Below are 21,970 nucleotides of genomic sequence, written 5' to 3' on the forward strand. Positions count from 1 at the left end.
GGGAGGTGCTGAGAAACTATGACCGCAACCCGTAATGTAAAGGGCCTGCTGGGCACGAAGCTCGGCATGACCCAGGTCTGGGACGAGAACCACAACCTCGTCCCCGTCACTGTCGTGCAGGTAGATTCCAATGTCGTCACCCAGCTCCGCAATGCGGATCGGGATGGCTACTCGGCGGTTCAGATCGGCTACGGCCAGATCGACCCGCGCAAGGTCACCAAGCCGCTGGCCGGCCACTTCGAGGCAGCAGGGGTCACCCCGCGCCGCCACGTCGTCGAGCTGCGCACCGCGGATGCCGATACGTACAGCCTGGGCCAGGAACTGGCCGTGGATGTCTTTGAGTCCGGCCAGAAGGTCGACGTCATGGGCACCTCCAAGGGCAAGGGCTTTGCCGGCGTCATGAAGCGTCACGGCTTCGGCGGCGCCAACGCCTCGCACGGTGCACATAAGAACCACCGCAAGCCCGGTTCCATCGGTGGGGCTTCCACCCCAGGCCGCGTTTTCCAGGGACAGCGCATGGCTGGCCGCATGGGCAACGAGCGCGTGACCACGATGAACCTCACGGTTCACGGAGTCGACGCCGAGAAGAACCTCCTGTTGATCAAGGGTGCCGTTCCCGGCGCCCGCGGCCGGGTCGTCCTCGTGCGCACCGCCGTGAAGGGAGCATAAGCAAATGGCTAACACAGCACTCAAGGTCGAGCTTCCGGGCGAGATCTTCGATGTCCAGACCAACATTCCGCTGCTGCACCAGGTCGTCATGGGTCAGCTTGCTGCCGCCCGTCAGGGTACGCACAAGACCAAGACCCGCGCCGAGGTCTCGGGCGCAGGTCGCAAGCCGTTCAAGCAGAAGGGCACCGGCCGGGCTCGTCAGGGCTCCATCCGCGCTCCTCAGATGACCGGTGGTGGCATCGTCCACGGACCGACGCCCCGCGATTACTCGCAGCGCACCCCCAAGAAGATGAAGGCCGCCGCACTGCGCGGAGCCCTTTCGGACCGTGCCCGTCACGATCGCGTTCACGTGATCGAGAACCTGGTAGCCGGCACCACGCCGTCCACCAAGGAAGCACTGGCCACCCTGCGCGCTCTCACCGAGCGCAAGAACCTGCTCGTCGTCATCGACCGCGCCAATGATGTTGCCGCACTTTCCGTGCGCAACCTCGTGGACGTCCACGCCCTCTACGCCGACCAGCTGAACACGTACGATGTTCTGGTCGCCGATGACGTGGTGTTCACCAAGGCCGCATTCGATGCCCTGGTCAACAAGGAGGACGCCAAGTGAGCGCCACCTTCTCCAAGTCCCCGCACGACGTCATCCTGGCGCCGGTCGTTTCGGAAAAGAGCTACGGCCTGATCGACGAAGGCAAATACACCTTCCTGGTCGACCCGCGCTCGAACAAGACGGAAATCAAGCTGGCGGTGGAGAGCATCTTCTCCGTCAAGGTTGACTCCGTCAACACCATCAACCGTGCAGGTAAGCGCAAGCGCACCCGCTTCGGATGGGGAGCCCGCAAGACTACCAAGCGAGCGATCATCTCCCTTAAAGAAGGCACGATCGACATCTTCGGCGGTCCGCTTTCATAAGCGGAGACCACTTTAACGAGGAATAAAACATGGCAATCCGTAAGTACAAGCCGACTACCCCGGGCCAGCGTGGCTCGAGCGTGGCCGACTTCGCAGAAATTACCCGGACTACCCCGGAAAAGTCGCTGCTCCGCCCGCTCTCCAAGACTGGTGGACGCAACAGCTCCGGCAAGATCACTACCCGTCACAAGGGTGGTGGACATAAGCGCCAATACCGTCTGATCGACTTCCGTCGTCATGACAAGGACGGCGTGCCGGCCAAGGTCGCTCACATCGAGTACGACCCGAACCGCACCGCCCGCATTGCGCTGCTGCACTACATCGATGGCACCAAGCGGTACATCATCGCTCCGAACAAGCTCTCCCAGGGAGACTCGGTTGAAGCCGGCCCGAACGCCGACATCAAGCCGGGCAACAACCTGCCGCTGCGCAACGTTCCGGTCGGTACCGTGCTCCACGCAGTGGAGTTGCGTCCCGGCGGGGGAGCCAAGATGGCTCGCTCGGCAGGCGCTTCGGTCCAGCTGGTGGCTCGCGAGGGCCGCCACGCACAGCTCCGCCTGCCTTCCGGTGAAATCCGGAACGTTGACGTCCGCTGCCGTGCGACGGTCGGCTACGTCGGCAACGCCGAACAGTCGAACATCAACTGGGGCAAGGCCGGCCGCATGCGCTGGAAGGGCGTCCGCCCGACCGTGCGTGGTGTGGTCATGAACCCGATCGACCACCCGCATGGTGGTGGCGAGGGCAAGACCAGTGGCGGTCGTCACCCGGTCAACCCGAACGGCAAGCCGGAAGGCCGTACCCGCCGTCCGAACAAGGAAAGCGACAAGCTCATTGTGCGTCGTCGTCGTACTGGCAAGAACAAGCGATAGGAGCCTGGAAACATGCCACGCAGCCTGAAGAAAGGCCCCTTCGTCGATCAGCACCTTTTTGTGAAGGTGGCTGCTGAGAACGAAAAGGGCACCAAGAACGTCATCAAGACGTGGTCCCGCCGTTCGATGATCATCCCCGACATGCTCGGGCACACGATCGCCGTACACGACGGACGCAAGCACATTCCCGTGTTTGTCACTGAGTCGATGGTCGGGCACAAGCTCGGCGAATTCGCCTCGACGCGGACATTCCGCAGCCACGTAAAGGACGACAGGAAGGGTAAGCGCCGCTAACCCGCAAGGGTTATTGAGCGCTGAGCATCCCTTTGATAGACGAGAGAAGGAAAGCAATGGAAGCCAAGGCAATTGCGCGCCATATCCGCGTAACGCCTATGAAGGCCCGGCGCGTCGTCGACCTTGTTCGTGGCAAGCAGGCGAATGAGGCTCTGGCGATTCTGAAGTTTGCCCAGCAGGGTGCTTCGGAGCCGGTACTCAAGGTAGTTGCGTCGGCCGTGGCAAACGCCCGTGTCGCCGCCGACCGTGATGGTGTTGCGTTCAACGAGGACGAGCTGTTTATCAGCGAAGCCTTCGTTGACGAAGGTGCGACGATGAAGCGGTTCCAGCCGCGGGCCCAGGGCCGCGCCTACCGCATCAACAAGCGCACCAGCCACATCACCGTGGTTGTTTCAAGCCCGGAGAAGGGTGGGGAAAAGTAAATGGGACAGAAGATCAACCCAAACGGGTTCCGTCTCGGCATCACCACGGACCACGTGTCTCACTGGTTCGCCGACGGCAACAAGCCGGGGCAGCGCTACAAGGACTTCGTCCGCGAGGACGTCAAGATCCGCGAGCTCATGACCACGGGCATGGACCGTGCAGGCATCGCCAAGGTGGAGATCGAGCGCACCCGCGATCGTGTCCGCGTTGACATCCACACCGCCCGTCCGGGCATCGTCATCGGCCGCCGCGGCGCCGAAGCCGATCGCATCCGCGGCGAGCTGGAGAAGCTCACCGGCAAGCAGGTTCAGCTGAACATCCTCGAGGTCAAGAACCCGGAGATCGAAGCCCAGCTGGTTGCCCAGGGCATCGCCGAACAGCTTGCTTCACGCGTGGCCTTCCGCCGTGCGATGAAGAAGGCCATGCAGTCCGCCATGCGCTCGGGCGCCAAGGGCATCCGTGTCCAGTGCTCCGGTCGCCTCGGCGGTGCGGAAATGTCCCGCAAGGAGTTCTACCGCGAAGGTCGTGTGCCGCTGCACACCCTGCGCGCGAACATCGACTACGGCAAGTTCGAAGCGAAGACCACCTTCGGCCGCATCGGCGTGAAGGTCTGGATCTACAAGGGCGACCTGACCAGCAAGGAACTTGCTGCACAGAACGCTGCTGCCCCGGCCCGTGGCCGTGGCGAGCGTGGTGGCGGACGTCCGGGTGGACCGGGTGGAGACCGCCGTCGTCGTAACGACCGCAACACCGGCGCTCCGGCAACCGAAGCTGCTCCGGCGGCTCAGGCTCCGGCGTCCGCAGAAGGAGGACAGGCTTAAATGCTTATCCCACGCCGAGTAAAGTTCCGCAAGCAGCACCGCCCGGATCGTACGGGCATGGCTAGCGGAGGCACCACGGTCTCCTTCGGTGACTACGGAATCCAGGCCCTGACACCGGGCTACGTGACCAACCGTCAGATCGAAGCCGCCCGTATTGCCATGACCCGTCACATCAAGCGTGGCGGCAAGGTCTGGATCAACATTTATCCGGACCGCCCGCTGACCAAGAAGCCGGCCGAAACCCGCATGGGTTCCGGTAAGGGTTCACCTGAGTGGTGGGTTGCAAACGTCAAGCCGGGACGGGTTCTCTTCGAACTCTCCGGTGTTACCGATGAGGTAGCTCGCGAGGCCCTGCGCCTGGCGATCCACAAGCTGCCGCTGAAGGCACGCATCGTGCGTCGTGAGGGTGGTGAATAGGTATGGCAATCGGATCCAAGGATCTCGCCACCGAACAGCTGGATGGCTACGATAACGCCCGTCTGGTCGAGGAACTGAAAAAGGCGAAGGAAGAGTTGTTCAACCTTCGTTTCCAGTCCGCCACCGGTCAGCTCGAGTCGCACGGCCGCCTGAAGTCGGTCAAGCGCGACATCGCCCGCATCTACACCGTGATGCGTGAGCGTGAGTTGGGCATTCGTGCGGAGGTTTCGGCCCCCGTCGAAGAAGTCAAGGCCGATAAGAAGGCCAAGAAGTCGGCGAAGACTGCCGAGCCGGCTGATGCACCTGAGGAAGCCAAGTAATGAGCGAGAAGGAGAACGCAGTGGCTGAAGCAGCAGAAGCTCGCGGTTACCGCAAAACCCTCCGCGGGTACGTGGTTTCCGACAAGATGCAGAAGACCATCGTCGTTGACGTCGAGGACCGTGTGAAGCACGCCTTGTACGGCAAGGTGATGCGTCGCAACAAGAAGATCAAGGTGCATGACGAGGCCAACACCGCCGGTATCGGCGACTTGGTCATCATCGCCGAGACCCGTCCCTTGTCCAAGGACAAGAACTGGCGCCTGGTCGAGATCGTGGAGAAGGCCAAGTAGCCTCCTTCCGATCCACAGGGATCTGAAAGCACGACGCCGGCCGGCACCCCGAACAGGGGAGCGGGCCGGCGTCGTGCTTTTGTCATGGGGCATCCCCTGCCCCCCATATCACGGGTTTGGTCCTCAGTGCATCTCTGGCGTAGACTCGTCAGTCTGTGCGCTCTGTTGCGAGGACTATCCACCTTCATGGCAGGCATTCGTGTGCGGCCCGGTCTGTTCCGGGCCCGGTGCGCGGCACGGCTCTGCGGCATTTCGCCTCGGCCCGATTTCCCCAGCAGCATCGGATTCCTCGTGGATCCCGCCTGTGTTGGAGATGGGGGTAAGCGAGCGTCGCAGATGGACCATATCCGTTCCGCAAGGCTCCCGAGGAGAACCGGCGAGACGACAGGAGTTGAAAGTGATTCAGCAGGAGTCGCGACTCAAGGTGGCTGACAACACCGGTGCTAAGGAAATCCTTACCATCCGTGTTCTCGGTGGATCCGGACGTCGCTACGCAGGCATCGGCGACACCATCGTCGCCACCGTCAAGGATGCAATCCCTGGCGGCAACGTCAAGAAGGGCGATGTGGTCAAGGCCGTCATCGTCCGCACGAAGAAGGAACGTCGCCGCGTCGACGGTTCGTACATCAAGTTCGACGAGAACGCAGCGGTCATCCTCAAGGCGGACACCGAGCCGCGGGGTACCCGTATCTTCGGTCCCGTCGGGCGTGAACTTCGCGACAAGAAGTTCATGAAGATCGTTTCGCTGGCTCCGGAGGTGCTGTAACCATGGGCGCAAAAATCAAGAAGGGTGACCTGGTTCAGGTCATCACCGGCGCCAAGGCCGATCGCGGTGGAGACCGCGGCAAGCAGGGCAAGGTACTGAAGGTGTTCCCCGAGGCGAACCGCGTGCTCGTCGAGGGCATCAACCGTGTCACCAAGCACACCCGTGCCGGCCAGACCGAAAGTGGCGCCTCCACCGGCGGCATCGAGGTCGTCGAGGCTCCCCTCCACGTTTCAAACGTCGCGGTCATCGACCCCGAATCGAAGAAGCCGACCCGCGTTGGCTTCCGCGAAGAAACCGTGGAAAAGAATGGCGTGAAGAAGACCGTGCGTGTTCGTTACGCCAAGGCTTCCGGAAAGGCACTCTAATGACTGAAACAGCAGTGAAGGTTCAGCCGCGCCTGAAGGCGAAGTACCGCTCCGAGGTCCGCGAAGCACTGCAGACCGAGTTCAGCTACACGAACGTGATGCAGGTCCCGAACCTGGTCAAGGTCGTCGTGAACATGGGTGTCGGCGAGGCAGCCAAGGATTCCAAGATCATCGAAGGCGCCGTGCGCGACCTGACGGCCATCACCGGCCAGAAGCCGCTCGTGACCAAAGCCCGCAAGTCGATCGCACAGTTCAAGCTGCGCGAGGGAATGCCGATCGGCACCCACGCCACGCTGCGCAACGATCGCATGTGGGAATTCGTCGACCGCCTGGTGACGCTCTCCCTGCCCCGTATCCGCGACTTCCGCGGTCTGAACGGCAAGCAGTTCGACGGAAACGGCAACTACACCTTCGGTCTCACGGAACAGGCAATGTTCCACGAAATCGACCAGGACAAGGTTGACCGCGTCCGTGGCATGGACATCACCGTGGTGACCACCGCCAAGACCGACGAAGAAGGCCGCGCGCTGCTCAAGGCGCTGGGCTTCCCGTTCAGGACCGACGATAACTAGATCAACTACGTTGCAGGTCCGCGGGAGCGGAAACCGTAGCGAGGAAGGGCCTCAGCCCAAATGACAATGACAGATCCTGTCGCAGACATGCTGACTCGTCTGCGCAACGCGAACTCGGCATACCACGACACCGTGTCGATGCCGTCTTCCAAGCTGAAGGTGCGCGTTGCCCAGATCCTCAAGGCGGAAGGCTACATCGGCGACTTCGTCGAAGAGGCCGCCGAGGTAGGCAAAAACCTGACCATCAACCTGAAGTTCGGTCCGAGCCGTGAGCGTTCCATCGCTGGCGTCCGCCGCATTTCCAAGCCGGGCCTCCGCGTTTACGCGAAGTCCACCAACTTGCCGCATGTCCTTGGTGGACTCGGCATTGCCATCCTGTCCACGTCCTCGGGTCTTCTGACGGACCGCCAGGCAGCCAAGAAGGGTGTAGGTGGGGAAGTCCTCGCCTACGTCTGGTAACGGGAAGGAAGAAGCACCATGTCACGTATTGGACGACTTCCAATCACTATCCCTGCCGGCGTCGACCTGAAGGTCAACGGTTCCGAGATCTCCGTCAAGGGCACCAAGGGAGAGCTCAACTTCACCGTTGTCTCCCCGATCACGGTCGCCCTCGAGGACAACGTCCTCACGGTGTCCCGTCCGGACGACGAGCGCGAATCGCGTTCGTTGCACGGCTTGACCCGCACGATGATCTCCAACCTGATCACCGGGGTCACCGACGGCTACTCCAAGAAGCTGGAAATCCACGGCACCGGTTACCGCGTGCTGGCCAAGGGCGACAACCTGGAGTTCGCTCTGGGTTTCTCCCACCCGGTCCCCGTTGAAGCTCCGGAGGGCATCACGCTCGCCGTCGAGGGCAACAACAAGGTGATTGTCTCCGGTATCAACAAGCAGCAGGTTGGCGAAGTTGCAGCCAACATCCGCAAGCTCCGTCGGCCGGATCCCTATAAGGGCAAGGGCATCCGCTATGAAGGCGAAGTTATCCGCCGCAAGGTCGGAAAGGCTGGTAAGTAAACATGGCTCTTTCAATCAAGGGTAAGAGCAAGGCTGCAGCGCGCAGCCGTCGCCACCTGCGCGTGCGCAAGCGCGTCTCCGGATCGGGCCTGCGCCCGCGTCTGGTGGTCAACCGTTCGGCCCGCCACGTATTCGTCCAGGTCGTCGATGACACCCAGGGCATCACGATGGCATCCGGGTCGACGATGGAAGCGGATCTGCGCTCCTTCGACGGTGACAAGACCGCCAAGGCCAAGCGCGTTGGTGAACTGATCGCCGAGCGTGCCAAGGCCGCAGGCATCGATACCGTGGTCTTTGACCGCGGAGGCAATAGGTACCACGGCCGTGTGGCCGCGGTAGCGGACGGCGCGCGGGAAGGTGGGCTGGCACTGTGAGCGAAGCTACTAACGAGAAGGAAACTCAGGTGTCGGAAACCACTGAGGCAGCTGCGACCACGACGGAGAACACCTCCGCCGGACGTCGCAACGAAAAGAGCGGCGAAAAGGGCGGTCGTGGCGAAGGCCGTGGCCGTGGCGAGGGACGTGGCCGAGGCCGCGATTCCCGGGACAGCCGCAACGATGACAAGGACAAGTTCCTTGAGCGCGTGGTAGCTATCAACCGCGTGTCCAAGGTCGTCAAGGGCGGCCGCCGCTTCAGCTTCACCGCACTCGTTGTGGTGGGCGACGGCAACGGCATGGTCGGCGTCGGATACGGCAAGGCCAAGGAAGTTCCCGCGGCCATCGCCAAGGGCGTTGAAGAAGCCAAGAAGTCCTTCTTCCGCGTTCCCCGCGTCGGCACCACCATCCCGCACCTGGTGCTGGGTGAAGCCGCCGCCGGCGTCGTGCTCCTGCGTCCGGCTGCTCCGGGTACCGGTGTTATCGCCGGTGGTCCGGTGCGTGCCGTGCTCGAGTGCGCTGGTATCCATGATGTTCTGTCGAAGTCCATGGGCTCCGCCAACCAGATCAACATCGTCCGCGGCACCGTCGCGGCGTTGAAGGCCCTGGAGGAGCCGGCCGCAGTTGCTGCGCGTCGTGGACTGCCGATGGACGAAGTCGTGCCGGCCCAGATGCTGCGCACGCTCAACCAGAAGGCAGGTGCGTAAGCTGTGGCGAAGAACATTGTCGCGAGCAACGCGAAGCTGGTAATCACCCAGACCAAGTCCGTCATCGGCGGCAAGCAGAACCAGCGTGACACCTTGCGGTCACTCGGACTGAAGCGTATGCACCACACCGTGGTCCGCGACGCGGATGCCGTGACCGTAGGCATGGTCAACAAGGTTCAGCACCTCGTGAAGGTTGAGGAGGCGAAGTAATCATGGCCAGTAACGAAAAGTCACTGAAGGTACACCACCTGCGTCCGGCCGAAGGCGCCAAGACCACCAAGACCCGTGTGGGTCGCGGTGAGGCGTCCAAGGGCAAGACCGCAGGCCGTGGCATGAAGGGCACCAAGGCCCGCTACCAGGTCAAGGCAGGCTTCGCAGGCGGGCAGCTTCCGCTGCACATGCGCCTGCCGAAGCTGCGCGGCTTCAAGAACCCGTTCCGGGTCGAGTACCAGGTCGTGAACCTGGACAAGATCTCGGAGCTGTTCCCCGAAGGCGGCGACGTCACCGTCGAGAACCTGGTCGAGAAGGGCGCGGTGCGCAAGAACCAGCCCGTCAAGGTCCTGGGCTCGGGCGACATCACCGTGAAGGTGAACGTCAAGGCCGATGCCTTCTCGGCATCAGCCGCGGATAAGATCGCTGCCGCCGGCGGCTCGGTGGCCTCGCTCTAAGGTCCCGATGCAAGCACGGCACAGCTGAAAGGTCCCCAACGCCCGGGCAGGTCCCGGCGCGCTGGGGACCTTTCGCATCCCGCCCCACGGAATGATGGGAGAACCCCACCACCTGCCGGGCACCTAGTTCCGGGGCCACCTCACGGTGGAACCGGCAGTCCCACTGCTTCGAACAGTCCCGACAACCGGTAGACTCTCAGAAGTCCATTACGGCATCAGGCCGAAACCACACCTTTCAGGAGGACGCTTGCTCAGCGCCATTGCCCGGGTCTTCCGGACGCCTGACCTGCGACGTAAGTTGCTGTTCACGCTCAGCATCATTGCCATCTACCGTCTCGGCGTCTACATTCCCGCGCCAGGGGTCGACTACGGCAACGTCCAACAATGCCTTGAAATGGGCGATACGTCCGGGGGGCTCTACCAGTTCGTGAACCTCTTCAGTGGCGGCGCCCTGTTGCAGGTGTCGATCTTCGCCCTCGGGATCATGCCCTACATCACGGCCTCCATCATCGTGCAGCTGCTGCGGGTGGTCATTCCCCGCTTCGAGGACCTCCATAAGGAAGGTGCTGCCGGCCAGGCGACGCTGACCCAGTACACCCGTTACCTCACGATCGCCCTGGGGCTGTTGCAGGCGACGACACTGGTGTCACTGGCCCGCAGCGGGAACCTCTTCCAGGGGTGTCAGCTGCCGATCGTCCCCGATCAGAGCATCGTGCACATCCTGCTCATGGTCATCGTGCTGACCGCCGGTACGGGCATGATCATGTGGCTCGGCGAACTGGTGACCGAAAAGGGCGTCGGCAACGGCATGTCCATCCTGATCTTCGTGTCGATCGCCTCGGGCTTCCCCTCCTCGATGGGCTCCATCGCCGCCACCCAGGGCTGGGGCGTCTTCACCGGCGTCATCATCATCGGGCTCTGCGTCGTGGCCCTGGTGGTCTTCGTCGAGTTGTCCCAGCGCCGTGTTCCGGTGCAGTACGCCAAACGCATGGTCGGTCGACGCACCGTCGGTGGCAGCTCGACGTACATTCCGATCAAGGTCAACATGGCCGGCGTGATCCCGGTGATCTTCTCCTCGTCAATGTTGGCACTGCCGCAGATGCTCATCCAGTTCAACATGAACCCCGACGGTTCACTGCCGGGCTGGGCGGCCTGGATCCAAGCCAACTTCAGCGGCAGCAGCCCGCTGTACATGCTGGTCTACCTGCTTCTGACCATATTCTTCACCTACTTCTATGTCGCGATCACGTTCAACCCGATCGAGGTCTCCGACAACATGAAGAAGTACGGTGGATTCATTCCGGGGATCCGCGCCGGCAAGCCCACGGCGGACTACCTGTCCTACGTGCTCAGCCGCATCACCTTCCCCGGAGCCATCTATCTTGGCCTGATCGCCTTGACCCCACTGATTGCCTTCGTCCTGATCAAGGCCGATCAGAACTTCCCGTTCGGTGGCGTCTCGGTCCTCATCATGGTTGGTGTGGGACTGGAAACGGTTAAGCAAATCAACGCCCAGATGCAACAGCGACACTACGAAGGACTACTGCGATGACCAGACTCTTGATCATTGGCCCGCCAGGTTCGGGCAAAGGAACGCAGGCAGCACGGATCACGGAGCAGTTGGGGATCGTCGCGATCTCCACGGGCGACATCTTCCGTGCCAACGTCAAGGGCGGGACCCCCCTGGGTCTCGAAGCCAAGCAGTACATGGATGCCGGCGACTACGTCCCCGATTCGGTCACCAACCGCATGGTGCGCGACCGGCTCCAGCAGGATGATGTCGCCGAGGGCTTCCTCCTGGATGGCTACCCGCGCACCGCGGCCCAGGTGGACGAGCTCGACGCGATCCTGCAGGAAAACAACACCGCGCTCGATGTCGTGCTCCAGCTGACCGCCGATTCCGAGGAGCTCGTGGCCCGGCTGCTCAAGCGGGCCGAGGTCGAAGGCCGGGCGGATGACTCCGAGGACGTGATCCGCCACCGCCTGGACGTCTACGAGAAGCAGACCCAGGTCGTGGTCGACCGTTACCTCGAACGGGGTATCGTCCGCCACGTCGACGGGCTGGGCGACATCGACGAGGTCACCAACCGTGTGATGAGCGCCCTCGAAGGCGACGCGTCCTAACGTCACCCGCCTGAACCGACGGCCGCTCCACGTGATCTCTCTCGCGTGGGGCGGCCGTCGCGGCATTTCAGGGGTGTTTACCGAGAAGCACCCCGCAGATGAACAACGAAACAAAGGAACACCGCATGGCATTCGGCCAGCCCAAGATCGAGTACAAGTCCAACGCACAGATCCGCAAAATGAGAGAAGCCGGACTGGTGCTGGCCGAAGCGTTGGACACCGTGGTTGACGCCGCACGTATCGGGACCACGACGGCAGAACTCGATGCGCTCTTCGAAGGGGTGCTGGAACGTCACGGGGCCACCTCGAACTTCAAGGGCTACTATGGGTTCCCTGCCACGATCTGCGCTTCGGTGAACGATCAGGTCGTTCACGGGTTCCCCTCCGACTACGTACTCGCCGATGGGGACGTTCTGAAAATTGATGGTGGGGCCATCATCGATGGCTGGCATTCAGACTCCGCGCGGACCATTTTGGTGGGTACTCCTGACCCCGCCGACCAGCGGCTCTCCGATGTCACCGAGCAAGCCATGTGGCGGGGAATCGCCGCCCTGGCCAACGCACGATTCGTTGGCGCCATCGGAGAAGCCATCGACGACTACGTCAGTTCCGTCGAAGGTGAGCCGTTGGGGATTCTGGAGGATTATGTCGGCCACGGCATTGGCACGGAGATGCACCAGGCCCCGGACGTGCTCAACTACCGGTCCGGGGACCGCGGCGCACGGGTAAAGCCGGGCATGTGCCTGGCCATTGAGCCGATGTTGGTCCGCGGGGGCATCGAAACCCGCACGTTGGATGATGACTGGACGGTCGTGACCACCGACGGGTCGAGAGCCTCGCAGTGGGAACATTCGGTGGCGGTACACCTCGGAGGGATCTGGGTACTGTCAGCGCACGACGGCGGTGCGGCCGGCCTGGCACCGTTCGGGATCACCCCGGCACCGCTCCAGGACTAGGTGCCGCGGCAGAAGAAAGGTCCCCGTCGAGGAGCATTACCACTCTTCCGGCAGGTGCGCAGTGATCAAACCGGGGATTTCGCATATTGGGTTCCAGAGCGTAGGATTATTTGTTGGTTGTCTCTACGTTTGTGCCCAAAAAACACGCGGTCTTATGCTGCTGTCGGGCACGGGCGCTCGTCAGCCACGAACATACACGTCGGAAGCGTCAGCGACCGGCACAAACGTTAGCGGAGGATATGGCCAAGAAAGAGGGTGTCATCGAGGTAGAAGGCGCCGTGTCAGAAGCACTGCCCAACGCGATGTTCCGCGTTGAGCTGCCGAATGGACACGTGGTACTTGCCACTATCTCGGGAAAGATGCGTCAGCACTACATTCGAATCCTTCCTGAGGATCGCGTAGTGGTGGAACTCAGCCCGTACGACCTCAATCGCGGACGCATCGTCTACCGCTACAAGTAGGGACTTCCGTCCTCCCGGTCTTCCGGGGGAGCGAAGGTCGTTATCGTTCCACTGAAACCGCAACCGCAAAGGAAATACCGTGAAGGTTCACCCTAGCGTGAAGCCGATCTGCGAGCAGTGCAAGGTGATTCGCCGTAATGGGCGGGTCATGGTGATCTGCGCAAATCCACGCCACAAGCAGCGTCAGGGCTAAGTCTCCTTCGGGAATCTCAACCTGCGCGTAGTAATCGAATATCGGCAGTACGGCGTCCATTACGCGGGACGCATACCCCCGGGCACGGAGGCCGGGGACCTGGAAACGGGATGTGCTGCCTCCAGACCTCCGAAAATCATGTAAGGAAGACACCAATATGGCTCGTCTTGCAGGCGTAGACATCCCGCGCGAAAAGCGTGTTGTCATTGCGCTGACATACATCTACGGCGTGGGTAGAACCCGTGCAGAACAAACTATTGCCGAGACCGGGATCACCCCGGAAACTCGTGTGAAGGACCTCAGTGACGACCAGCTGTTGCAGCTGCGCGACTACGTTGAGGGCAACTTCAAGGTCGAGGGCGATCTCCGCCGCGAAGTTTCGGCCGACATCCGCCGCAAGGTAGAGATCGGCTCCTACGAGGGCATTCGCCACCGCAAGGGCCTGCCGGTCCGCGGACAGCGCACCAAGACCAACGCTCGCACCCGCAAGGGCCCGAAGCGCACCGTCGCCGGTAAGAAGAAGACCCGCTAAACAGCGGTCCCAGCCAAATACTTCGTAGGAGTTAGCAATGCCCCCAAAGACTCGTGGAGCGGTCCGCAAGCCGCGTCGCAAGGACAAGAAGAACATCGCGCTTGGTCAGGCGCACATCAAGAGCACCTTCAACAACACCATCGTGTCCATCACGGACCCGACCGGTGCCGTCATCTCGTGGGCCTCGGCCGGCGAGGTCGGATTCAAGGGTTCACGCAAGTCGACCCCGTACGCCGCGCAGATGGCAGCCGAGTCGGCCGCCAAGCGTGCCCAGGAACACGGCATGAAGAAGGTCGACGTGTTCGTTAAGGGACCGGGTTCGGGTCGCGAAACCGCCATCCGCTCACTGCAGGCCACCGGCCTCGAAGTGGGATCCATCCAGGATGTTTCCCCGAGCGCCCATAACGGTTGCCGCCCGTCGAAGCGCCGCCGCGTCTAGTTTGACCCAGTTATAGGCCTGTGCCGCCGTCGTCTCCGTATTCCGGGGACGACGGCGGCGCGCGCCAACTGCGGATCATTCGCCCGATCTAGACGGACGCCTGACGGCAGACGTCGTTTCCACCCACATGTGTTGCGTCATATAGCGGATGCTCGCTGAAAGGAAATGTAAGTGCTTATTGCACAGCGCCCCACCCTTACCGAAGAAGTAGTTGCCCCGAACCGTTCACGGTTCACGATTGAGCCCTTGGAGCCGGGTTTCGGCTACACCCTGGGCAACTCGCTGCGCCGTACGCTGCTGTCCTCGATCCCTGGTGCAGCTGTCACCAGTGTTCGCATCGACGGCGTGCTGCACGAGTTCACCACCGTTCAGGGTGTGAAGGAAGACGTCACCGAACTGATCCTGAACATCAAGAACCTTGCTGTGTCCTCAGAGCATGACGAGCCAGTCGTCGCCTACCTGCGCAAGCAGGGCCCCGGCGTCGTCACGGCCGCGGATATCACCCCGCCGGCCGGCGTCGAGTTCCACAACCCGGATCTGCACATCGCGACGTTGAACGCGAAGGGCAAGTTCGATATGGAACTCACGATCGAGCGTGGCCGCGGGTACGTCTCAGCGGCGCAGAACAAGAGCCTTGATGCCGAGATCGGCCGTATTCCGGTCGACTCCATCTACTCACCCGTTCTGAAGGTGACCTTCCGTGTGGAGGCCACTCGTGTCGAGCAGCGCACCGACTTCGACAAGCTCATTGTCGACGTCGAGACCAAGGACTCCATCCTGCCCCGCGACGCCGTCGCTTCGGCAGGCACGACCCTGGTTGAACTGTTCGGACTGGCCCGCGAGCTGAACTCGGCCGCCGAAGGCATCGAGATCGGCCCGTCCCCGACGGACGCCGCACTCGCCGCCGACATGGCACTGCCGATCGAAGATCTCGAGCTGACCGTCCGGTCGTACAACTGCCTTAAGCGCGAGGGCATCCACACGGTAGGCGAGCTGGTTGCTCGCTCCGAGGCCGACCTCATGGACATCCGGAACTTCGGTGCCAAGTCCATCGACGAGGTCAAGGCCAAGCTGATCGAGCTGGGTCTGTCCCTGAAGGATTCACCTCCAGGGTTTGATCTGGCCGCGCGTGCTGCCGCCAGTGATGAGGACGACGCCGAATTCGGTGACGAAGAGGCCTAAGGCCCCCTTCAAAGTAATGTACTTTGCCCCAAGGCCCGCGCCGTTGCGCGGGGCGGCGGGCTCCATCTAGGAGAAAAAAACAATGCCTACCCCAACCAAGGGAAAGCGCCTCGGAGGCGGAGCAGCCCACGAGCGCCTCATGCTGGCGAACCTGTCGACCCAGCTCTTCGAGCACAAGTCGGTCACGACGACGGTGACGAAGGCCAAGCGCCTGCGTCCCTACGCCGAGCGCCTGATCACCTTCGCGAAGCGCGGAGACCTGTCCTCGCGTCGTCGCGTCCAGGCGGCTATTGCCTCGCGCAACCGGACCAACAAGTCCGTGGTGCACGAGCTGTTCACCAACATCGCCCCGGCCATGGCCGAGCGTGAAGGTGGCTACACCCGCATCACCAAGATCGGCAACCGCAAGGGCGACAACGCCCCGATGGCTGTCATCGAACTGGTGCTCGAGCCCGTGTCCCCGAAGCAGGCCGTCGTCAAGGAAGCCACCAAGGCTGCCGAGACGTCCGCTCCGGTTGCCGAGCCCGAGGTTGCCGAGCCGGAGGTCGCTGAGACCGAGGCTCCGGCGGAAGCCACCGAGACAGCCGACGAGAAGTAAGGGCCGGCCCTAGGGCCGACTCCGAGCCATGAAGGGGCCGGGACCATCCAGATGGATGGTCCCGGCCCCTTCGTCGTTGGTGGTGGACCCCGGGGAATGGTGTCACCGGGTACCTCGCTTCTAGACTCGAGGCATGGACTTCCCCTTCGACGGCCCCGGCGGCCGTGCGCCCGGCGCCGGTTCAACCGCGGACGGGGCCAACACGAGCGAACCGGCTACGGTACGCATCCTCCTGAGACTGGCCTATGACGGCTCCGGATTCTCCGGCTGGGCCACCCAGCCAGGGCGGCGCACGGTGCAGGGAAGCCTTGAGGAGGCCCTGGGGCTGCTCTTCCGGCGGCCGGTACGCACCACGGTCGCGGGTCGAACCGATGCGGGAGTCCATGCCAGAGGACAAGTCGCCCATTTTGATCTCACCGAGGCCGAATACCGGGCCCTGCCCCGGGGAAAGAACCTGAGCGAGGACGAGGCGTTGCTGCGGCGGCTCCGTGGGGTGACCTCACGTATCGGGGGAGAGGTGTTCGTCCACGAGGCCCGGGCGGCGGCGGTGGGGTTCGACGCCCGATTCTCCGCACTGTGGCGCCGATACAGCTACCGCATCGCCGACGGGCAGCATCGGTGGGACCCACTCACCCGGTCCATGACGTTATGGCATCCGCGGGAGCTGGACCCGGGCCTCCTGAACACCGAGGCACAGGTTGCCCTCGGCCGACATGATTTCCTGTCCTATTGCCGGCCCAAGAACTTCGCCACCACCATTCGGACCTTGGAAGCATTTACCTTTACCCGGGCCGAGGACGGCACATTAGTGGCCAGCCTCCAAGCCGACGCGTTCTGCCACAACATGGTGCGCACCCTCATCGGCGCGGTCCTGCGGGTCGGCGATGGGGAGGAAGCTCCGGGATGGGTGGAACGTCGGATCGCGGAGCCGATCCGAGACCATCGGACCCGCATGGCTGCACCGCATCCGCTGGTGTTGGAACAGGTGGCCTACCCGGAAGACGACCAGCTGGGCCTGCGTGCCGAAACCACCCGCGCGCGGCGTCGTCCCGAAGACCTGCAACGATCCTGAGGCGCCCTGGGGCCCAGAACAGGGGGAGCAGTAAAGGCCCGGTATCGCGGCTTTTGGTGCCGGGCCGCGCATACGGTAAAGTAGGCTGCTGTTGTGCATGTCCTATGCCTGACACAACTTTTTCCGCGTGACGGCCCAGTTGCAGGGCCCTGGTCTGTGGAGACTGCAGGCAGCTGATGGATGGCCGGTTAGATTCAGACCTCACCTGAAGAACTGGTACAGCGCATCGATAACACAGTGCTCTTCCCTGCTGGTGGATCTCACAGCTGCCGCAGGTGGAACGCTTGACCAGTATCCAAGGAAACGAAGGCAATAAACGTGCGTACGTACACTCCGAAGCCCGGCGACGCAGATCGCCAGTGGCACGTCATCGACGCCACTGACATCGTGCTGGGCCGACTCGCCAGCCAGACCGCAACCCTGCTGCGCGGCAAGCACAAGGCCACCTATGCAGCTCATATGGACATGGGTGACTTCGTCGTCATCATCAACGCCGAGAAGGTTGCCCTCACCGGCGCCAAGCTCGAAAAGAAGCGCGCCTACCGCCACTCCGGTTTCCCGGGTGGTCTGAGGTCCGTCAGCTACGCCGAACTGTTGGAAAAGAACCCGGTTCAGGCAGTTGAGAAGGCCATCAGGGGCATGCTTCCCAAGAACTCCCTGGCTGCTCAGCAGCTGGGCAAGCTCAAGGTCTACCGCGGAGCCGAGCACCCGCATGCTGCCCAGCAGCCCAAGACCTTCGAAATCACCCAGGTCGCGCAGTAGCGCTGGGCCCCGAAACAAGAGACTAGTTTTCAAGGAGAATCGTGGCTCAGAACACTGAAGAGCTGAATGAAACCGAGGGTGCGGCTCCGTCCGCCTACACCTCCGAGTCGTCCCCGGCGGCCGAAGAGACCGTCGTCAAGGAACGTCCGGCACTGACTGTCGGTGGCTCCGCCGTTGGCCGTCGCAAGCAGGCTATCGCCCGCGTTCGGTTGTCCCCGGGCACCGGCCAGTGGACCGTCAACGGTCGCACGCTGGAGGAGTACTTCCCGAATAAGCTGCACCAGCAGGAAGTCAACGATCCGTTCAAGCTCCTGGAGCTCGACGGTGCGTATGATGTGATCGCCAACATCCACGGTGGCGGGCCTTCCGGCCAGTCCGGCGCACTGCGCCTGGGTGTTGCTCGCTCATTGAACGAGATGGACCGCGAGAACAACCGTCCGGCCCTGAAGAAGGCCGGCTTCCTGACTCGTGACGCCCGCGTCATCGAGCGCAAGAAGGCTGGCCTCAAGAAGGCACGCAAGGCCTCGCAGTACTCGAAGCGTTAATCTGCTTCCCTGGAACCGCAGGGTTCCCACCGAGGGCCCCACGGCATATGCCGTGGGGCCCTCGGCCGCTTAATGGGGCCGTGCGAGGGCGAAAGTGTGGCTGGATCGTTGCCAGCCGCCACATTTTTATCGTTTCCGGGCGATAAGATGGGCGGGATGGCTAGATTATTTGGCACCGATGGTGTGCGTGGAAAAGCAAACGAACTGATCACCCCGGCACTCGCCATGAACTTGGCGCAGGCAGCAGCAGTGGTGCTTGGTCTGCGAACTGTTGCCGAGGGAACCCGCCCGGTGGCCGTGATCGCACGTGACCCTCGAATCAGTGGTGATTTCATTTCCGCAGCCATCGAAGCTGGTTTCGCCTCCGTGGGGGTCGACGTCTTCGATGCCGGCGTCCTGCCGACCCCGGCGGCCGCCTACCTCATCGCCGATATCGAAGCGGACTTCGGTGTTGTGATCTCCGCTTCCCATAACCCGGCACCCGATAATGGCATCAAATTCCTGGCCCGCGGAGGCCAGAAGCTCTCCGACGCTCAAGAAGATGCCATCGAAGCCGAGCTGGATCGGGAGTCCCCCCGGCCGCTCGGCGCGGACGTGGGCCGGATTCAACGCTTCGCGGATGCGGAGGACCGCTATGTGGTCCATCTGCTCAAGACCATGCCGCACCGTCTTGAAGGGCTGAAGATCGTCTTGGATTGTGCCCATGGCGCGGCTAGCGGTTGCTCACCGGATGCCTTCGCCGCCGCTGGGGCAGAGGTGGTGGTGATCGGGGCGAATCCCGATGGAAACAACATCAACGACGGTTGCGGCTCGACCCATTTGGAGATGCTTCAGGCGAAGGTCCTGTCCGAGGGGGCCGACCTGGGTATTGCCCACGACGGGGACGCCGACCGGTGCCTGGCCGTTGACAACGAAGGCAGCGTCGTGGACGGGGACCAGATCATGGCCATCATGGCCGTGGCGTTCAAGGAAGCCGGCAAGCTCAAGGATGACACGCTCGTGGCCACGGTCATGAGTAACCTGGGTTTGAAGATGGCCATGGAAGCCGCGGGTATCACCATCGCCGAAACAGGGGTGGGGGACCGCTACGTTCTGGAGGGCATGCGCGACGGCGGGTTCACCCTCGGTGGTGAACAGTCAGGGCACGTGATCTTCTCCGACTTCGCCACCACCGGTGATGGCGTCCTGACCGGTTTGCAAATCGCCGCGCGCGTGGCAGCCACGGGGAAGACCCTGAAGGAATTGGCGGCCGTCATGGAGGTCCTTCCACAGGTGCTGATCAACGTGAAGGGCGTGGACAAGCACGCCGCGCACTCCAACGCAGCGGTCTCATTGGCCGTCCAGGGCGCGGAAAACGAATTAGGCGGTGCCGGACGGGTATTGCTGCGTCCCTCCGGTACCGAGCCGGTCGTCCGGGTGATGGTCGAGGCGACCGACCACCTCGTCGCCGACGATGTGGCCAGCCGGTTGGCCGGTGTCGTCAAGAACGAATTGGCGCTCTGACCACAGAGGCCGGCAGGTCGAACAGAGCCTAGCCATGAAAATCAAGCGGGCCCCGTCGTGAGACGGGGCCCGCTGGGTTTATCCGGTTGCAGGTAGCAGCCGGTCCTTCAAAGAAGACTAAGTACGCGGCTGGAGGGAGTCGCGGATTTCGGTGAGCAGGAGGACTTGTGGATCGATTTCCTCCTCTTCGGGAAGAATGCCCAGACGGGCGTTGCGGCGTTCAATCATCTTGTTCATGGGCATGACCACGACGAAGTAGATTGCCGCAGCGACGAGCAAGAAGTTGACGACTGCGGTGAGCAGGACGCCGATCTTGATCGCGTGCTCCGGGCCGACGGCCAGGAAGTTATCGAAGTTCGGGGTGCCGACGAGCACCGAGATCAACGGCATCAGAACGCTGTTGACTAACGCATCGATCACAGTGGCGAAGGCGCCACCAATGACGACGGCGACGGCAAGGTCAACGACGTTGCCCTTCATGATGAATTCCTTGAATCCCTGTAACATGCGAACAACTATACAGATGTCTGCCCGGGGGCGTGGGGATTTAGATCCGATGTTTTTATTGATGACCTTTTGGTCAGATTTTGCGCAGTCGCATCCTTCGTTCCTTGGGGGTGCGCTGGCGTGCCCGTCGATGTCGCCGAAGCGGTGCACTGGACTCGATCGCAATGTCGGCTATCTCCGACTCAGGTGGTGATGAATCCCGAGCACCACCGATCGTCGTGGCGACTAGTGAAGCCAGCATGACCACGAGTGAGCCGGTTGCCTGTAGCAGAGAACCACGTAGCAAGATGATCATGTAGGCCGGTAGGATCATGCCAGCGAGGGCCAGCACGCTGTTGCTCGCCAGAGAGCGTGGTAGTCTTCCGTCGAGCCGAACAAGGAGAACTCCGAGTCCGACGAAGGTTAAAATCATCAGCACCACACCACCATTAACAAGTGCCTCGGCCCACAGCGGGGCTGAGAGATTTTCGAATGCATAGCCGCGATACTGGGCTAGCAATACTCCTGTTCCAGTTGGCTTTTGGGGCCATATGTTTCGAGGTATCCAAAACAGTAGAACGCCCAACGCTTGATTGCCCCAAGTGATTCCTTGTTGCTCAATGAAGAGCAGCGAATTTGATATTTGCCAGAAAGCATCGTAGTCGCCGTTTCCGGCGTACTCTGCGAAAAACCCCGAGCGGCTGGCATCGACGCTGGCACGTCGAAAGGCATCGGCAATAGGGAACAGGAAAAGGAAAGCCGCCAGAATTAAGGCCAAAAACGGCCGAAGCCATCTACTGGTGAGTATCCCGGTGGAGCACAGGAGAGCGAACAAGACAGTTCCCGAGGTATAGCGAGCACCACTAATCGGATTGACGACCAGCAAGACGCCCACTGCTGCGAGCAAAGCAACGTAGCCGTACGGTCCTGTCGGTTCACCTTGCTGTCGTAAGCGCCGGCGCACGAGCATGAAGCCTCCGCTGGAGGCCATCAGAGGGATCCAAGCCATGGCTGCGACGATGGCAGCTAGTGAGCCATCGTCGAAGCTACTGTCGCGGGCTGCCTGTCGGGAATGCCGGTCCTGTAGCAAAACGTCTAGGCCGACCGACTGTACATAGTAGAGCATCGCTGCGAGCCCGATGAAGAATAACACCCAAAGAGCTCGTGAGTTGATGGCTCGCTGAGACCTCGCCGTGGGAGCATCGATGCGTCGAGCGGGCGCCAGTCTTCCAAGTTCATAGACCCCCAAGGCCAGCGCGACGATCAACGCGGTGGGCCAGTCGATATTTGCGGGCATATCCTTTGTCGTCGATGCGATGGACGCGGACCTGATTTGAACCGTCGGGGCGAGGCCCATGAAGATGTAGACGAACAAGAAGAACATGAACTCGAAAACGCGGGGTTTGCCGCTGGCTATGATAAGGCTTAGCTTCAAACCCGACCACGCCATGATCGCTATGGTTAGCATCCATGCGGAACTTCGTCCATTGTCTGGCACGTTCAGGATCACGAGTGTAGGGAGCACCGCGGCTAGCAGGATCGCTGCTTCGGCAAGCCATATCAGTTTGCTCAGCCGTTTGTGAATGCCCATTGGATGAGGCGGGGGCAAGGAATTGGAAGTGGCGGGCCAGTCCTT

General features: G+C 62.1%; 34 protein-coding genes. 32 read left to right on the plus strand and 2 right to left on the minus strand.

Annotation, left to right across the window (positions count from 1 at the left end; translation table 11 throughout):
* Window positions 1–18 precede the first annotated feature (18 nt).
* The 32 genes from rplC (at window position 19) to glmM (ending at window position 19,848) form a co-directional block, all read left to right on the plus strand.
* Complete coding sequence (gene rplC, locus ACT3UE_RS05140; protein WP_444553292.1) at window positions 19–669, plus strand: 50S ribosomal protein L3; 651 nt, start codon at window positions 19–21, stop codon at window positions 667–669.
* 4 nt (window positions 670–673) lie between these two features.
* Window positions 674–1,279: a 50S ribosomal protein L4 gene (rplD, locus tag ACT3UE_RS05145; protein ID WP_444553291.1), complete on the plus strand. Its 606-nt coding sequence runs from the start codon at window positions 674–676 to the stop codon at window positions 1,277–1,279.
* A complete protein-coding gene (rplW, locus tag ACT3UE_RS05150; RefSeq protein ID WP_444553290.1) occupies window positions 1,276–1,581 on the plus strand; it encodes a 50S ribosomal protein L23 in 306 nt (101 codons plus the stop codon). Before rplD ends, rplW begins: the two co-directional genes overlap by 4 nt.
* A 29-nt stretch (window positions 1,582–1,610) precedes the next feature.
* Complete coding sequence (gene rplB, locus ACT3UE_RS05155; protein WP_444553289.1) at window positions 1,611–2,450, plus strand: 50S ribosomal protein L2; 840 nt, start codon at window positions 1,611–1,613, stop codon at window positions 2,448–2,450.
* Window positions 2,451–2,462: 12 nt separating this feature from the next.
* Window positions 2,463–2,744, plus strand: coding sequence for a 30S ribosomal protein S19 (rpsS, locus tag ACT3UE_RS05160; RefSeq protein WP_087000303.1), 282 nt, complete (start codon window positions 2,463–2,465; stop codon window positions 2,742–2,744).
* A gap of 56 nt (window positions 2,745–2,800) precedes the next feature.
* A complete protein-coding gene (gene rplV, locus ACT3UE_RS05165; RefSeq protein WP_087000304.1) occupies window positions 2,801–3,166 on the plus strand; it encodes a 50S ribosomal protein L22 in 366 nt (121 codons plus the stop codon).
* Complete coding sequence (gene rpsC, locus ACT3UE_RS05170) at window positions 3,167–3,988, plus strand: 30S ribosomal protein S3 (RefSeq protein ID WP_444553288.1); 822 nt, start codon at window positions 3,167–3,169, stop codon at window positions 3,986–3,988. It begins immediately after the preceding gene.
* Window positions 3,989–4,405, plus strand: coding sequence for a 50S ribosomal protein L16 (gene rplP, locus ACT3UE_RS05175; protein WP_444553287.1), 417 nt, complete (start codon window positions 3,989–3,991; stop codon window positions 4,403–4,405).
* A gap of 2 nt (window positions 4,406–4,407) precedes the next feature.
* Window positions 4,408–4,725 carry a 50S ribosomal protein L29 gene (gene rpmC, locus ACT3UE_RS05180; protein ID WP_444561061.1) on the plus strand — a complete coding sequence of 106 codons (318 nt, stop codon included), beginning with the start codon at window positions 4,408–4,410 and terminating at the stop codon, window positions 4,723–4,725.
* Window positions 4,725–5,015, plus strand: a complete 291-nt coding sequence (gene rpsQ / locus ACT3UE_RS05185) for a 30S ribosomal protein S17 (RefSeq protein ID WP_444561060.1) — start codon at window positions 4,725–4,727, stop codon at window positions 5,013–5,015. Before rpmC ends, rpsQ begins: the two co-directional genes overlap by 1 nt.
* Before the next feature lie 397 nt (window positions 5,016–5,412).
* The gene (gene rplN, locus ACT3UE_RS05190) at window positions 5,413–5,781 is read left to right on the plus strand and encodes a 50S ribosomal protein L14 (protein WP_087000314.1); all 369 of its coding nucleotides are present in this window, start codon (window positions 5,413–5,415) and stop codon (window positions 5,779–5,781) included.
* Window positions 5,782–5,783: 2 nt separating this feature from the next.
* Entirely contained in the window at window positions 5,784–6,146 is a 363-nt protein-coding gene (gene rplX, locus ACT3UE_RS05195; protein WP_444561059.1) for a 50S ribosomal protein L24, read from the plus strand.
* Entirely contained in the window at window positions 6,146–6,718 is a 573-nt protein-coding gene (rplE, locus tag ACT3UE_RS05200) for a 50S ribosomal protein L5 (protein ID WP_444561058.1), read from the plus strand. The genes rplX and rplE overlap by 1 nt, the downstream gene beginning before the upstream one ends.
* Before the next feature lie 60 nt (window positions 6,719–6,778).
* Complete coding sequence (gene rpsH / locus ACT3UE_RS05205) at window positions 6,779–7,177, plus strand: 30S ribosomal protein S8 (protein WP_087000320.1); 399 nt, start codon at window positions 6,779–6,781, stop codon at window positions 7,175–7,177.
* An 18-nt stretch (window positions 7,178–7,195) separates the two neighbouring features.
* On the plus strand, window positions 7,196–7,732 hold the full coding sequence (gene rplF / locus ACT3UE_RS05210; RefSeq protein ID WP_444561057.1) for a 50S ribosomal protein L6: 537 nt from the start codon (window positions 7,196–7,198) through the stop codon (window positions 7,730–7,732).
* A 2-nt stretch (window positions 7,733–7,734) separates the two neighbouring features.
* Complete coding sequence (rplR, locus tag ACT3UE_RS05215) at window positions 7,735–8,106, plus strand: 50S ribosomal protein L18 (protein ID WP_444561056.1); 372 nt, start codon at window positions 7,735–7,737, stop codon at window positions 8,104–8,106.
* Window positions 8,103–8,813 carry a 30S ribosomal protein S5 gene (gene rpsE, locus ACT3UE_RS05220; protein ID WP_444561055.1) on the plus strand — a complete coding sequence of 237 codons (711 nt, stop codon included), beginning with the start codon at window positions 8,103–8,105 and terminating at the stop codon, window positions 8,811–8,813. Before rplR ends, rpsE begins: the two co-directional genes overlap by 4 nt.
* Window positions 8,814–8,816: 3 nt before the next feature.
* On the plus strand, window positions 8,817–9,023 hold the full coding sequence (rpmD, locus tag ACT3UE_RS05225) for a 50S ribosomal protein L30 (RefSeq protein WP_096223375.1): 207 nt from the start codon (window positions 8,817–8,819) through the stop codon (window positions 9,021–9,023).
* Between the two features lie 2 nt (window positions 9,024–9,025).
* Window positions 9,026–9,481: a 50S ribosomal protein L15 gene (gene rplO, locus ACT3UE_RS05230; RefSeq protein WP_444561054.1), complete on the plus strand. Its 456-nt coding sequence runs from the start codon at window positions 9,026–9,028 to the stop codon at window positions 9,479–9,481.
* Between the two features lie 247 nt (window positions 9,482–9,728).
* Window positions 9,729–11,033 (plus strand): preprotein translocase subunit SecY, encoded by a 1,305-nt coding sequence (secY, locus tag ACT3UE_RS05235; RefSeq protein WP_444561053.1) that lies wholly within the window; start codon window positions 9,729–9,731, stop codon window positions 11,031–11,033.
* A complete protein-coding gene (locus ACT3UE_RS05240; protein ID WP_444566315.1) occupies window positions 11,030–11,605 on the plus strand; it encodes an adenylate kinase in 576 nt (191 codons plus the stop codon). The genes secY and ACT3UE_RS05240 overlap by 4 nt, the downstream gene beginning before the upstream one ends.
* 125 nt (window positions 11,606–11,730) lie before the next feature.
* A complete protein-coding gene (gene map / locus ACT3UE_RS05245) occupies window positions 11,731–12,561 on the plus strand; it encodes a type I methionyl aminopeptidase (protein WP_087000335.1) in 831 nt (276 codons plus the stop codon).
* Window positions 12,562–12,800: 239 nt separating this feature from the next.
* Entirely contained in the window at window positions 12,801–13,022 is a 222-nt protein-coding gene (gene infA / locus ACT3UE_RS05250; protein WP_007271050.1) for a translation initiation factor IF-1, read from the plus strand.
* Between the two features lie 79 nt (window positions 13,023–13,101).
* Window positions 13,102–13,215: a 50S ribosomal protein L36 gene (rpmJ, locus tag ACT3UE_RS05255; RefSeq protein ID WP_087000337.1), complete on the plus strand. Its 114-nt coding sequence runs from the start codon at window positions 13,102–13,104 to the stop codon at window positions 13,213–13,215.
* Window positions 13,216–13,372: 157 nt separating this feature from the next.
* Window positions 13,373–13,747 (plus strand): 30S ribosomal protein S13, encoded by a 375-nt coding sequence (gene rpsM / locus ACT3UE_RS05260; RefSeq protein ID WP_087000339.1) that lies wholly within the window; start codon window positions 13,373–13,375, stop codon window positions 13,745–13,747.
* A 37-nt stretch (window positions 13,748–13,784) separates the two neighbouring features.
* On the plus strand, window positions 13,785–14,186 hold the full coding sequence (gene rpsK / locus ACT3UE_RS05265; RefSeq protein WP_087000341.1) for a 30S ribosomal protein S11: 402 nt from the start codon (window positions 13,785–13,787) through the stop codon (window positions 14,184–14,186).
* A 171-nt stretch (window positions 14,187–14,357) separates the two neighbouring features.
* The gene (locus ACT3UE_RS05270; RefSeq protein WP_444566316.1) at window positions 14,358–15,368 is read left to right on the plus strand and encodes a DNA-directed RNA polymerase subunit alpha; all 1,011 of its coding nucleotides are present in this window, start codon (window positions 14,358–14,360) and stop codon (window positions 15,366–15,368) included.
* 82 nt (window positions 15,369–15,450) lie between these two features.
* The gene (gene rplQ, locus ACT3UE_RS05275) at window positions 15,451–15,966 is read left to right on the plus strand and encodes a 50S ribosomal protein L17 (protein ID WP_444566317.1); all 516 of its coding nucleotides are present in this window, start codon (window positions 15,451–15,453) and stop codon (window positions 15,964–15,966) included.
* A 133-nt stretch (window positions 15,967–16,099) separates the two neighbouring features.
* A complete protein-coding gene (locus ACT3UE_RS05280) occupies window positions 16,100–17,038 on the plus strand; it encodes a tRNA pseudouridine synthase A (RefSeq protein WP_444566318.1) in 939 nt (312 codons plus the stop codon).
* Window positions 17,039–17,356: 318 nt separating this feature from the next.
* Complete coding sequence (gene rplM / locus ACT3UE_RS05285; RefSeq protein WP_087000349.1) at window positions 17,357–17,800, plus strand: 50S ribosomal protein L13; 444 nt, start codon at window positions 17,357–17,359, stop codon at window positions 17,798–17,800.
* 41 nt (window positions 17,801–17,841) lie between these two features.
* Complete coding sequence (gene rpsI, locus ACT3UE_RS05290) at window positions 17,842–18,345, plus strand: 30S ribosomal protein S9 (RefSeq protein ID WP_444566319.1); 504 nt, start codon at window positions 17,842–17,844, stop codon at window positions 18,343–18,345.
* A gap of 156 nt (window positions 18,346–18,501) precedes the next feature.
* The gene (gene glmM, locus ACT3UE_RS05295; RefSeq protein ID WP_087000353.1) at window positions 18,502–19,848 is read left to right on the plus strand and encodes a phosphoglucosamine mutase; all 1,347 of its coding nucleotides are present in this window, start codon (window positions 18,502–18,504) and stop codon (window positions 19,846–19,848) included.
* A gap of 117 nt (window positions 19,849–19,965) precedes the next feature.
* On the opposite strand, the gene mscL is transcribed toward glmM, so the two are convergent.
* Both mscL and ACT3UE_RS05305 read right to left on the minus strand, forming a co-directional pair.
* On the minus strand, window positions 19,966–20,355 hold the full coding sequence (mscL, locus tag ACT3UE_RS05300) for a large conductance mechanosensitive channel protein MscL (RefSeq protein WP_087000355.1): 390 nt from the start codon (window positions 20,353–20,355) through the stop codon (window positions 19,966–19,968).
* 73 nt (window positions 20,356–20,428) lie between these two features.
* The gene (locus tag ACT3UE_RS05305; protein WP_444566320.1) at window positions 20,429–21,925 is read right to left on the minus strand and encodes a hypothetical protein; all 1,497 of its coding nucleotides are present in this window, start codon (window positions 21,923–21,925) and stop codon (window positions 20,429–20,431) included.
* Window positions 21,926–21,970: the final 45 nt, after the last annotated feature.

This window comes from Arthrobacter sp. 179 (genome assembly GCF_052379645.1).
In the GTDB taxonomy this organism is placed as follows: Bacteria; Actinomycetota; Actinomycetes; order Actinomycetales; family Micrococcaceae; genus Arthrobacter_H.

What these genes read in the sequence shown, in the direction of transcription:
- rplC (WP_444553292.1), top strand. Translation starts at nt 19, where the DNA reads ATGACCGCAACCCGTAATGTAAAGGGCCTGCTGGGCACGAAGCTCGGC.
- rplD (WP_444553291.1), top strand. Translation starts at nt 674, where the DNA reads ATGGCTAACACAGCACTCAAGGTCGAGCTTCCGGGCGAGATCTTCGAT.
- rplB (WP_444553289.1), top strand. Translation starts at nt 1,611, where the DNA reads ATGGCAATCCGTAAGTACAAGCCGACTACCCCGGGCCAGCGTGGCTCG.
- rpsS (WP_087000303.1), top strand. Translation starts at nt 2,463, where the DNA reads ATGCCACGCAGCCTGAAGAAAGGCCCCTTCGTCGATCAGCACCTTTTT.
- rplV (WP_087000304.1), top strand. Translation starts at nt 2,801, where the DNA reads ATGGAAGCCAAGGCAATTGCGCGCCATATCCGCGTAACGCCTATGAAG.
- rpsC (WP_444553288.1), top strand. Translation starts at nt 3,167, where the DNA reads ATGGGACAGAAGATCAACCCAAACGGGTTCCGTCTCGGCATCACCACG.
- rplP (WP_444553287.1), top strand. Translation starts at nt 3,989, where the DNA reads ATGCTTATCCCACGCCGAGTAAAGTTCCGCAAGCAGCACCGCCCGGAT.
- rpmC (WP_444561061.1), top strand. Translation starts at nt 4,408, where the DNA reads ATGGCAATCGGATCCAAGGATCTCGCCACCGAACAGCTGGATGGCTAC.
- rpsQ (WP_444561060.1), top strand. Translation starts at nt 4,725, where the DNA reads ATGAGCGAGAAGGAGAACGCAGTGGCTGAAGCAGCAGAAGCTCGCGGT.
- rplX (WP_444561059.1), top strand. Translation starts at nt 5,784, where the DNA reads ATGGGCGCAAAAATCAAGAAGGGTGACCTGGTTCAGGTCATCACCGGC.
- rplE (WP_444561058.1), top strand. Translation starts at nt 6,146, where the DNA reads ATGACTGAAACAGCAGTGAAGGTTCAGCCGCGCCTGAAGGCGAAGTAC.
- rpsH (WP_087000320.1), top strand. Translation starts at nt 6,779, where the DNA reads ATGACAATGACAGATCCTGTCGCAGACATGCTGACTCGTCTGCGCAAC.
- rplF (WP_444561057.1), top strand. Translation starts at nt 7,196, where the DNA reads ATGTCACGTATTGGACGACTTCCAATCACTATCCCTGCCGGCGTCGAC.
- rplR (WP_444561056.1), top strand. Translation starts at nt 7,735, where the DNA reads ATGGCTCTTTCAATCAAGGGTAAGAGCAAGGCTGCAGCGCGCAGCCGT.
- rplO (WP_444561054.1), top strand. Translation starts at nt 9,026, where the DNA reads ATGGCCAGTAACGAAAAGTCACTGAAGGTACACCACCTGCGTCCGGCC.
- ACT3UE_RS05240 (WP_444566315.1), top strand. Translation starts at nt 11,030, where the DNA reads ATGACCAGACTCTTGATCATTGGCCCGCCAGGTTCGGGCAAAGGAACG.
- map (WP_087000335.1), top strand. Translation starts at nt 11,731, where the DNA reads ATGGCATTCGGCCAGCCCAAGATCGAGTACAAGTCCAACGCACAGATC.
- infA (WP_007271050.1), top strand. Translation starts at nt 12,801, where the DNA reads ATGGCCAAGAAAGAGGGTGTCATCGAGGTAGAAGGCGCCGTGTCAGAA.
- rpsM (WP_087000339.1), top strand. Translation starts at nt 13,373, where the DNA reads ATGGCTCGTCTTGCAGGCGTAGACATCCCGCGCGAAAAGCGTGTTGTC.
- rpsK (WP_087000341.1), top strand. Translation starts at nt 13,785, where the DNA reads ATGCCCCCAAAGACTCGTGGAGCGGTCCGCAAGCCGCGTCGCAAGGAC.
- rplQ (WP_444566317.1), top strand. Translation starts at nt 15,451, where the DNA reads ATGCCTACCCCAACCAAGGGAAAGCGCCTCGGAGGCGGAGCAGCCCAC.
- ACT3UE_RS05280 (WP_444566318.1), top strand. Translation starts at nt 16,100, where the DNA reads ATGGACTTCCCCTTCGACGGCCCCGGCGGCCGTGCGCCCGGCGCCGGT.
- glmM (WP_087000353.1), top strand. Translation starts at nt 18,502, where the DNA reads ATGGCTAGATTATTTGGCACCGATGGTGTGCGTGGAAAAGCAAACGAA.
- mscL (WP_087000355.1), bottom strand. Translation starts at nt 20,355, where the DNA reads ATGTTACAGGGATTCAAGGAATTCATCATGAAGGGCAACGTCGTTGAC.
- ACT3UE_RS05305 (WP_444566320.1), bottom strand. Translation starts at nt 21,925, where the DNA reads ATGGGCATTCACAAACGGCTGAGCAAACTGATATGGCTTGCCGAAGCA.